We start from the raw sequence: 9,263 nt of genomic DNA, 5'->3' as shown, positions 1-9,263 counted from the left end.
GCCGTGAGGAGAACGGGTGCGAGCATGCCGACCGACTGGTACGTCGGGAGGAAGCCGATGCCGAGGGACGCGAGCCCCATGAGACACAGCGTCACGAGCAGGACATTCCGGCGGCCGAGTTTGTCCCCGAAGTGGCCCATGATCATCCCACCGAGCGGCCGGGCCACGTACGCGACGCCGAACGTCGCGAAGGCGGCCACGACGCCAACGGTCGGGTTGGACTCCGGGAAGAACAGCGCCGGGAACACGAGGGCCGCGGCCGTGCCGTAGATGAAGAAGTCGTAATACTCGAGCGTCGAGCCGAGGAAGGACGCGAGGGCGGCCTTGCCCGGCGTCTTCCGTGGTTCGTTGGCGACTGCCGTGGCCGCGGCGCTGCGGCGAAGTGAGGTGCTCATGATTGGTCCTTTGAGATCTCGAAATCGACCGACACGATCTGCTCGCTGTTGGGGAGGGAGTACAGCTTGAGCGGCTCGTGGAGCGGGTGGGTGTTGTAGACGTCGATGTCTGCGGCGGACTCGAAGTCCGTGACGATGGCGTAGTCGAACGAGCGATCGAATCCCATGACGTCGGGTCCGTGGGTCAGCGCGAGCATCCCGGGGATGTTGCCGCGCATCGTGTCGAGCCCCGCGATCCAGGCCTCCCGTTCAGCGTCCGGGAAGTCCCGCTTGAACTTGAAGAGGACGGCATGCCGGATCATCGGGCCGCCTCCGCGAGTTCGGCGCTGTAGCCGGCCGGTTGGCCCGCGATGGCGCGCCCTGCCAGATAGCCCATGGTCATGAGCGGCCCAAGCGTCGCGCCGGCGCCGGGGTAGCCCGCCGCATACGCGCTCTCGGTCGCGTTTCCGATGGCGAACAGGCCGGGGATCGGCTCACCGTCGACATCGAGCACCCGCGCCGTGCCGTCGGTCGCGATGCCGCCGTTCGTCCCGAAGGCCCCGTTGACCACCTCGAGCGCGTAGAACGGTCCGCGCTCGAGCGGGCCCAGCGAGGGGTTCGGCCACACGTTGCCCGCGTCGCCCCAGTAGCGGTCATATGCGGTCTCGCCCCGATGGAAGTCCGGGTCCTCGCCCTGGACGGCAAACCCGTTGAACCGCTCGACCGTCGCGACGAGGTTCTCCGCCGGCACCCCGATCTTGGCGGCGAGCGCCTCGAGCGTGGCTGCCTCGATGAGGTACGACGGCGTGGGCTGGCCTGCGCGGTGGGAGAGGACTCCGTACCGCTCGAGGTAGCCCTGATCGAAGACGACGTGCGCCGGTGTGTTGAGCGTCTGATTGTTGGGGGAGTCCCACGAGTGGAGGCAGCGCGCGAGGTCGTTGTAGTTCTGCGACTCGTTCGCGAACCGCTTGCCATGCCGGTTGACCATGATCGAGCCCGGGCCCTGCCGCTCGAAACGCAGAAGCGTACCGATGGGCCGGCCATCCCGAGTGTCGCCCGTGATCGACATCGGTGCCCACCACGCCTCGCGCGTCCCGCGGGTCTGGGCGCCGATGCGCTGGGCCATGCGCAGCCCGTCGCCCTCGTTCGAGGGCGGGGAGCACATCGTGTAGAGGCGGCTGGCGAGCATCGAGTCTGCGAGCTTCGCGTCCCATTCGAACCCGCCCGAGGCGATCACGACGGCGTCCCGCGCCTCGAACTCCTCGCCGGACTCGAGCAGCACACCGTTCACGCGCCCGTCCGATTGAACCAGGCGGGTGGCGCGGGCCTCGACGGCGAGGTGGACGCCGTCGCGCACTGCGCTCGCCAGAAGCATGGTGACCAGCGCACGGCCCTTGGCTACGAGCCGAGCTGCGGCCCGCACGTTGAGCTCGTCCCACGGGAAGCGGGTGAAGGCGCCCCAGTCCTCGTACTCCTGCATCGTGAACGGCGCGCGGCCATCGGAACGCACATGGTCCGCGAGGTCGCCCAGGAGATCGCGGATGTTGGCGAGCTCGGGCTCGATGGTGCGGCCGCCGTCGACCGCTCCCGGAAGGTCCTGGCGGTAGTCCGGAAAGTTGTCGAGGAAGATGAAGCGCACGCCGAGCTCCTCCTCCGCGAAGCGCAGCATCGCGTCGCCGTGGAGAACGGCTGCGTCGAGAAGCTCTGCACGGCCGCGGCCACGCGAGACCGCGCGCACGTAGGCGCTTGCGGCCTCCGCCGAGTCGGTGAGCCCGCGCTCGCGGGCGTGGTGGTTGTTCGGGACCCAGAGCATGCCGCCCGAGATGGCGCTCGTCCCCCCGAGGAGGCTCGCCTTCTCGAGGACGACGACGGACTTGCCCGAGCGCGCCGCCGTCGCCGCTGCGGTGAGGGCGCCTGCGCCGGAGCCCACGACCACGACGTCGTAGGCGTTCTGCCGGGAGCCGGTGAGGAACTTCATGGTGGGACTCTCCTATGAGCCGTTTTTGCTGGCTCACCGAGAGTCCCACCGGTTATGTCGCGGGGATCACGCGATTCCCGTTGATCGGGAAGAATTGGCCGCGGCCCGCGCGCCGAGCATGAAGGTCTGGATGTAGAGGCCGACTCCGATCAACCAACCGAGGGCCATGAGGAACGAGAGCCAGCCGCTGTCCGTGAGCATCGTGCCAATGCCGATCAGGAACGTCACGGCGAGGACCACGAGGGCCCACATTGCCGCGCGCTCGCCGAGTTCCTCATCGCGCGCCACCATCCAGAGGCGGATCGCCACGACGACGACGCCGATTCCGATCAGAATGTGCAGGCCTAGGAGGGATGCGGCCACGATCCGTCCGCCGTCGGTGTTGTCCTGCGGCGTTCCAACGAGGTTCGCGCCCATTCCGAGGAGGAACTGAACGCCGAGGGCGGCGAGGGCTTCGCGCGAGCGGCGGAGTAGCTTGTGGGGTTGAGGGGCTGCGGGCGTGGCCATAGGGTCTCCTCGAGATTCGGTCTGGATGGCGGTTCTGGCCCCATTGTTCCGCGTGAACCTGTGACGTCCTTCTGGCCGCCGCCGAACCGCCGAGGTCGGGCCGTGTGGCGCCGAGGTCGGGCTGTGTGGCGCCGAGGTCGGGCCTAAAGGCTCCGCCGGATTGCATCGCGCAGCGTGCCATCCCACCCGAGAGCGCGTGAGATGCCGCGAGCAGCGGTCTGAAGTGCAGTGATCGACTTCTGCACCGGAGCGCCCTCCCGCGGGATGACGACACTGAGGGCAGCGATCGCCGTGCCGTTCGCGGTGAACACAGGCACCGCAACGCCTGCCGACTCCGGCACGATCGTCCCTGACTGGACGCAGTAACCGGTCCGCCGGATCTCGGCGAGGAGGCGCCGCAGCTCCTCCGGATCGGTCACGGTCAGGTCCGTGAGCTGCGGGTGACGGCGTGCGAGGAAGAGGTTCTGCTTCTCGGCAGGCCCGAACGCGGTGAGCAGCAGCCCGGAGGACGTCGCGTGGATTGGCAAGCGGCCGGCCACCCGGGTGATGTTGATGGTCGATGTGTTGGACCCGATGCGCTCGATGTAGAGGACGTCGTTCTGGTCCAGGATGCCGAGCGCAGTGTGATGCCCGACGATCGACTGCACGTCCTCCATGAACGGCAGAGCCGCTTCCCGGAGTCCCAGAACCTTCGAGCCGCGCGAGACGAGTTCCCAGAGCCGCGTCCCGAGGCGAAGCTGCTGGCCCTCGCGGTCCAGGAGTGACTCGGCGAGCAGCTCGTCCACGAGCCGGTATGTCGTGCTGCTGGGGAGGCCCGAGCGCCGCGCGAGGTCGGCGGCGCTCAAGGTGGGGTGTTCGGCGTCGAACGCCTCGACGATCCGCACCATGCGGTGGACCATCGATTCGCCGGAAGGGGAGTTCGCCATCGAGATGATCTTCCCCTCAGCGTGAACCGCCAGGCAAGCCGATTGGATCCCGGTATTGCCGATTGGATCCCAGTATTGTCGTCCGGAGGAGACCGAGCACGGGAGGGGCACATGGGAGCGCTGATCGTCAACCCGGTCAAGCAGGGGGCAGAGGACGTCGTGGAGCTGTACCGCCGGCACTGTGCCGAGCAGGGAACGGATCCGCTCGTGCTGGAAACGTCGGTCGAGGACCCGGGTGGCGGCATGGCACGCCGGGCGCTCCAGGCGGGCGTCGACTCCGTGGTGGTGGCAGGCGGTGACGGAACGGTCCGGGCAGTCGCCGGCGAGTTCGCGGGCACGGGCGTGCCGCTGGGCGTGGTTCCCCTCGGCACCGGGAACCTCCTCGCACGGAATCTCGGCGTCCCGGTCGATGCCCCCGCCAAGGCTTTCGCCGTGGCCACCTCGCGGGGGGAGCGCCGCATCGACGTCGCGTGGGCGGCGATGGACGACGGCGATGAACTCGCCTTCGTCGTGATGGCCGGGATGGGCTTGGACGCCACGGTGATGGCGAACACCAACGACAATCTCAAGGCGAAGGCGGGCTGGCTCGCCTACGTCGTCTCTGCGGGCCAGAACATCATCGGCGACTCGTACAGGATGCGCGTCGAAGTGGACGGACGCGTTGCCATGGATCGGCGTCAGCGCGGAGTGATGGTCGGGAATTGCGGGCGCATTCAGGGAAATGTCGAGGTGTTCCCGGGAGCAAAGCCTGACGACGGCGTCTTGGATGTGCTCGCCGTCGCCCCTCGTGGCGTCGTCGGCTGGTACCGGGTTGCTACAACGCTGCTGAGCCGGTTCCGGCGGCATTCCCCTCCTGAACTCGGTCATTTCACCGGGACGAGCGTGCGGATCGAAGCGAGCCGGCCGCACGACATCCAGATCGACGGCGATCACTTGGGCCAGGGCAAGGTCATCTCCATCCGGGTCGACAAAGGGGCGCTTTCGGTCCGGGTTCCCTGATGCCTCGCGACGTAGAATCCCGGCATGACGGTCCCTGTCGTCGTAAATACAGTTCAGTCCCGCAAACTGGCGGCCGTCGCGCGTGAGGCAGCTCCAGACGAGGTGGCCTCGGCGTGGGGTCCCGCAGTCGGCAAGGTGTGGGAGTTGATCAGGAGCCGGCCGGGTCTGTGGGCCGGCGGTCACAACATCTTCGTGTACCACCAAACCAAGGAACCCGGCGCTCCCTTGCTGTGCGAGTTCGGCGTCGAAGTCACGGGAACGTTCGAGGCGGTGGGGGAGGTCTACGCGAGCGAAACGCCGGAGGGGGAGGCAGCCGTTGCCGTCCACCGCGGGCCCTACGAGCAGATGAATGAGGCCTACCGAGCGATCGACGAGTGGATGGCGAGCAACCATCGGGAGCCGGCTGGGCACTCGTGGGAGATCTACGGGGACCCGACGCCGGATCCAGGGAACACCGAGACCACGATCGTGTGCCTCTTGAAGGCGAGATCGTGAAGTTCCGGTGTCCGATCTGGACCAAGGCGTTCGTCGTCATGGTGAGCGGGATTCCACGGCGGGCTCCCGAGATCGAAGGAGATGAACCGAGATGCAGTATCTGGTTTCCGTCATTACCGACAACTCTGGCCTCGCGACCCCTGAGGAGCAGGCGGCCATCGACGTCTTCAATCAGCAGCTCATCGACGCGGGGCATTGGGTCTTCGCGGGCGGCCTCGCGGGGCCCGAGGCGGCCACCGTCATTGACAACCGGGGAAACGAACCCATCGTCACCGACGGACCTTTCGCCGAGACGAAGGAATACCTCATCGGCTTCTGGATCATGGAGGCGCCGGACCTCGATGTCGCGCTCAAGCTGGCTACCGAGGGATCGAAGGCCTGCAACCGCAAGATCGAGGTCCGGCCGTTCCTATGATGGCCGACGACGTCAGAGCGGCGATCGCCCGAGCCCACCGCGACGAGTGGGCGCGCGTGGTCGCCGCGCTCGCACGGCGATTCCGCGATCTCGACCTCGCCGAGGAGGCGGCAGCGGAAGCGTTTGCGGCCGCCGTCGAGCATTGGACGCACGGCGGCGTCCCACCTCGCCCAGGCGCTTGGCTGACGACGACGGCGAGCCACAAGGCGATCGACCGGATCCGGCGCGAGAACAAGCGGGAGCAGAAGCACGAGGAAGCTCGGATGCTGTACGAGGACGACGCGATCGCACGCCGCATCACCCGTGCAAAGGCGAAGATCACAGCGGCGCGGATTCCCTACCGGATTCCGTCCGAGGAAGACCTGCCGGCTCGCCTCCCCGGCGTGCTCGCGGTCTTCTTCCTCATCTTCACCGAGGGCTATCTCGCCACGGGCCCGGGGGCAAGGACGCCCTGCGTCCGGACCTGACTGCTGAGGCGATTCGGCTTACCCGACTGATTCGCGAGCTCATGCCGGAGGACGGCGAAGTCGCCGGGCTATTGGCACTGATGCTCCTCACCGAGTCCCGCCGTCCGGCCCGACTTTCGGTGCATGGGGAGCTCGTTCCCTTGGGGGAGCAGGACAGGAGCGTGTGGGAACGCACGCTGATCACCGAGGGCCACAGGCTGGTGCGCGAGCGCTTGGTAGCGGTAGCATCCGGTGTGGCGCCGGGCCGTTACCAGATCATGGCCGCCATCAACGCCGTCCACACTTCGGCGGCCGACGTCGGCGAGACGGACTGGGCGCAGGTCGTCGCCCTCTACGACCAGCTCGCCCGCCTCGACAGCTCTCCCATCGTCGCGCTGAACCGTGCTGTCGCCGTGGCCGAGGTCGACGGCCCAGAGGCGGGTCTTGCCGCCGTCGACGTCCTCGGAGAGGCGCTCGCCGAATACCACGCCTATCACGCTGCCCGTGCCGACCTGCTGCGGCGGCTTGGCCGCGGACAGGAATGCCGCGCAGCCTGCGAGAGGGCGATTCAGCTGGCCGGCAACAGCGCTGAGGTTGCCTCGCTGACGCGACGGCTCAACGAAGTCAGCTAGCTCTGCCCTTCTCTGGACCAGAAGGGAAGGGCAACGAAGCCTGCGGCTCGCCCGTCCGGTGAGAGAAGCCGGCCCATGCGCTTTACCGGACGCAGGACGGTGTGCCGAGAAGTGACCCTTGCGCCGGGGGCAGACCGCTCGATCGCTTCCTCGACCAGGGCCATTCTCAAGAGCTCCCTGACCCGCAGCGTGACCAGCAGATTGCCGCTTCCGAAGACTTGGGCACTGACCCGGCATTCCGGAAGCGCCGCGCACTGCTGGCCGACGGCGTCAAGCCGGCTCGGTGGGACGTCCAGGACCAAGGTCGCCTCGTGTTGGCCCGGGTGGGCGTCCCGGTCCGAGGCGTCGCAGCGGAAGGAGAGGAGCCCTGACTCCACAAGCCTGTCGGTCCGCCGACGCGCGGTCTGGGGTGAGATGCCCACGGCATCGGCCAGATCGGCCCACGCTGCCCGTCCATCGGCGGCTAGGGCTCGAACGATCGACGCATCCACCGAATCGGGGGAGTAGACAGACCCTTCGCCCCGACCTGAGGTCAGCGATCGCACCTGGCGCGGATCCAAGGCGTCCTCCCGCCACTCGACTGACTGCCGGTACAGCTTGGTAACCAGCAGGACATCGCGATCTTCGACGCCGGAGACGTGGGCGAACGTTGTGGTGAGCGACTCGGCCAGCTCGTGGTGGTCGGCTGCGAAGCAGTCTGCGAGCAGGGTGCTCGAACCCGCCACCAGCGAGACCGTCCCGAACGCTGGCGCTGCGACGAGCCGATCCAGCACCTGATCGGGCGAGCCGCTCATGGAAGCGAAGACGAAAGCGGACGCGCCCTCCGCCAGGTACCGCGGGCCCGGGGCGGGGGCGATCCAGGCCAGGCCGTCCCTCCGGAGCGCGTCCCACCTGCGGGCTGCCGTCTCTGCGGAGAGCCCCACTGCGGCACCCACGTCCCGCCACGGAGCCCGGGGGCTGACTTGGAGGGCATGGATGATTGCCAGATCATCTTCGGAAATAATGCTGGTAGTCCTGACATTTGTGCAGCTTGGTGGAAGTTTTCACGGAAATCTCCGCTGATTCTGGTTGAGATTCTATCGTCAATTGCGTTCGCCCGAGCAGTCGCCGGTGACCGTTGGGCGGCAGAACGACGAGACTCCCGCTTTTCAATTTCAGATGAGGTTTCCATGGGCTTCCCACTCCAACGCGGCTCCCGCGCAGTAGCGCTGATCGGCTCCGCGATCCTTGCCCTGACCGCGTGTACCAACGCTTCAGAGGCCGGCGCGAGGACGTCGTCCTTTGACCCGACTGCTCTGGCCGAAGACGAATCCTTGGCTTCGCAGGTGCCCGCCGCGATCAAGTCGAAGGGCACGCTCGTCGTCGGCTCCGACACGTCGTTCGCTCCTTCCGAATTCCTCGGCGGCCCAGACAATCAGACGCCCATGGGCTATGACGTCGACCTCGCGAAAGCGATCGCCGCGACGCTGGGGCTCAGAGCCAACGTCGAAACGGCGGGCTTTGCGAGCATTCTTCCTGCGCTCGGCCCGAAGTACGACCTCGGCATCTCCAACTTCGTGGTCACGTCTGAGCGCCTCAAGGCAGTGAACATGGTGACCTACGGGACGGCGAGCTCGGCGTGGGCCGTCCAGAAGGGCAATCCGAAGAACTTCTCTGTCGACGGCGTGTGCGGGACGAAGGTGGGGGTTCAGACCGGTTCTATCCAGGCAGACGACGTCGCCGCCCTGAACGACAAATGCATCCAGAGCGGCAAGCAGCCGATTGAAGTAATTGCCCTCGACAAGCAGACAGACGTCAATACGCGGTTGGTCAACGGCGCCATCGATGCCATGGACTCGGCTTCGGACGTCGTGGGCTACGCAATCCAGCAGGCCCAGGGCGCTATCGAGAAGCTAGGCGACACGTATGACTCCGCCCCGCAAGGGATTGCGATCGCAAAGGACGACCCCGCGCTTGCCGACCTGATCCAGAAGGTCATGGCCAAGCTCATGGCGGATGGCACCTACAAGAAGATCCTCGATACGTGGAATGTCTCTGATATTGGCGTCGCAAAGTCGGAGCTGAACCCCCAGCTGGCGTCGTGAGCCCCGTGATGAAAGAGCTGGCGGAGACCGCCGAGGCCACGAAGGGTGGCGCGCCGGAACTGATCAAGGCGGTTCCGGTGCGCCACCCGGGCCGGTGGGTCGCAGCCGCCATCATCCTGATCCTGGCCGCCCTGGCCATCCAGAGCCTGGCGACCAACCCTCGCTTCGGCTGGGGCACCGTCGCGGCGTACATCCTGGACGTGAACATCGTCCGCGGCGTGGGCTGGACCCTGCTGCTGACCGTGCTGTCCATGCTGATCGCGATCGTCCTGGCGATTGTGCTGGCCTTCATGCGCCAGTCGGACAACCCGATCCTGCGCTGGTCCTCCTGGTTCTGGGTCTGGTTCTTCCGCGGCACCCCCGTCTACACCCAGCTGATCTTCTGGGGCCTGGTCACCGTCCTGTAC

13 protein-coding genes are annotated in these 9,263 nt (G+C 67.0%); 7 read left to right on the top strand and 6 right to left on the bottom strand.

Annotated elements, in window-relative coordinates; genetic code table 11:
- The 5 genes from ACTHL9_RS03090 to ACTHL9_RS03070 all read right to left on the bottom strand — a co-directional run.
- Positions 1-395: MFS transporter (locus tag ACTHL9_RS03090; RefSeq protein ID WP_440517241.1), on the bottom strand; the 395-nt coding region annotated here is incomplete at its 3' end.
- Complete coding sequence (locus ACTHL9_RS03085; RefSeq protein ID WP_440517239.1) at positions 392-697, bottom strand: Dabb family protein; 306 nt, start codon at positions 695-697, stop codon at positions 392-394. The genes ACTHL9_RS03090 and ACTHL9_RS03085, both read right to left, overlap by 4 nt.
- Positions 694-2,352, bottom strand: coding sequence for an FAD-dependent oxidoreductase (locus tag ACTHL9_RS03080; protein WP_440517238.1), 1,659 nt, complete (start codon positions 2,350-2,352; stop codon positions 694-696). Before ACTHL9_RS03080 ends, ACTHL9_RS03085 begins: the two co-directional genes overlap by 4 nt.
- Positions 2,353-2,418: 66 nt before the next feature.
- The gene (locus tag ACTHL9_RS03075) at positions 2,419-2,859 is read right to left on the bottom strand and encodes a hypothetical protein (protein ID WP_440517237.1); all 441 of its coding nucleotides are present in this window, start codon (positions 2,857-2,859) and stop codon (positions 2,419-2,421) included.
- A 143-nt stretch (positions 2,860-3,002) separates the two neighbouring features.
- Positions 3,003-3,785, bottom strand: a complete 783-nt coding sequence (locus tag ACTHL9_RS03070) for an IclR family transcriptional regulator (protein ID WP_440517235.1) — start codon at positions 3,783-3,785, stop codon at positions 3,003-3,005.
- Between the two features lie 111 nt (positions 3,786-3,896).
- Here ACTHL9_RS03070 and ACTHL9_RS03065 point away from each other — a divergent pair, with 111 nt between their 5' ends.
- From ACTHL9_RS03065 to ACTHL9_RS03045, 5 genes are all read left to right on the top strand, one after another.
- Entirely contained in the window at positions 3,897-4,784 is an 888-nt protein-coding gene (locus tag ACTHL9_RS03065; RefSeq protein WP_440517234.1) for a diacylglycerol/lipid kinase family protein, read from the top strand.
- A gap of 24 nt (positions 4,785-4,808) precedes the next feature.
- Positions 4,809-5,279: a GyrI-like domain-containing protein gene (locus tag ACTHL9_RS03060; RefSeq protein ID WP_440517233.1), complete on the top strand. Its 471-nt coding sequence runs from the start codon at positions 4,809-4,811 to the stop codon at positions 5,277-5,279.
- Between the two features lie 91 nt (positions 5,280-5,370).
- Positions 5,371-5,694 carry a YciI family protein gene (locus ACTHL9_RS03055; protein ID WP_440517232.1) on the top strand — a complete coding sequence of 108 codons (324 nt, stop codon included), beginning with the start codon at positions 5,371-5,373 and terminating at the stop codon, positions 5,692-5,694.
- Complete coding sequence (locus tag ACTHL9_RS03050; RefSeq protein ID WP_440517230.1) at positions 5,691-6,161, top strand: sigma factor; 471 nt, start codon at positions 5,691-5,693, stop codon at positions 6,159-6,161. The genes ACTHL9_RS03055 and ACTHL9_RS03050 overlap by 4 nt, the downstream gene beginning before the upstream one ends.
- Positions 6,146-6,772, top strand: coding sequence for an RNA polymerase sigma factor (locus ACTHL9_RS03045; RefSeq protein ID WP_440517245.1), 627 nt, complete (start codon positions 6,146-6,148; stop codon positions 6,770-6,772). The genes ACTHL9_RS03050 and ACTHL9_RS03045 overlap by 16 nt, the downstream gene beginning before the upstream one ends.
- Here the strand turns inward: ACTHL9_RS03045 and ACTHL9_RS03040 are convergent.
- Entirely contained in the window at positions 6,769-7,758 is a 990-nt protein-coding gene (locus ACTHL9_RS03040; protein ID WP_440517243.1) for an Lrp/AsnC family transcriptional regulator, read from the bottom strand. The genes ACTHL9_RS03045 and ACTHL9_RS03040 overlap by 4 nt on opposite strands.
- Before the next feature lie 183 nt (positions 7,759-7,941).
- Here ACTHL9_RS03040 and ACTHL9_RS03035 point away from each other — a divergent pair, with 183 nt between their 5' ends.
- Together ACTHL9_RS03035 and ACTHL9_RS03030 are read left to right on the top strand one after the other, a co-directional pair.
- Positions 7,942-8,856, top strand: coding sequence for an ABC transporter substrate-binding protein (locus ACTHL9_RS03035; RefSeq protein ID WP_440517228.1), 915 nt, complete (start codon positions 7,942-7,944; stop codon positions 8,854-8,856).
- Between the two features lie 8 nt (positions 8,857-8,864).
- Positions 8,865-9,263: ABC transporter permease subunit (locus ACTHL9_RS03030; protein ID WP_440517227.1), on the top strand; the 399-nt coding region annotated here is incomplete at its 3' end.

The organism is Sinomonas sp. (assembly GCF_051955515.1).
In the GTDB taxonomy this organism is placed as follows: Bacteria; Actinomycetota; Actinomycetes; order Actinomycetales; family Micrococcaceae; genus Sinomonas.
This window is presented reverse-complemented; position numbering and strand designations above follow the sequence as displayed.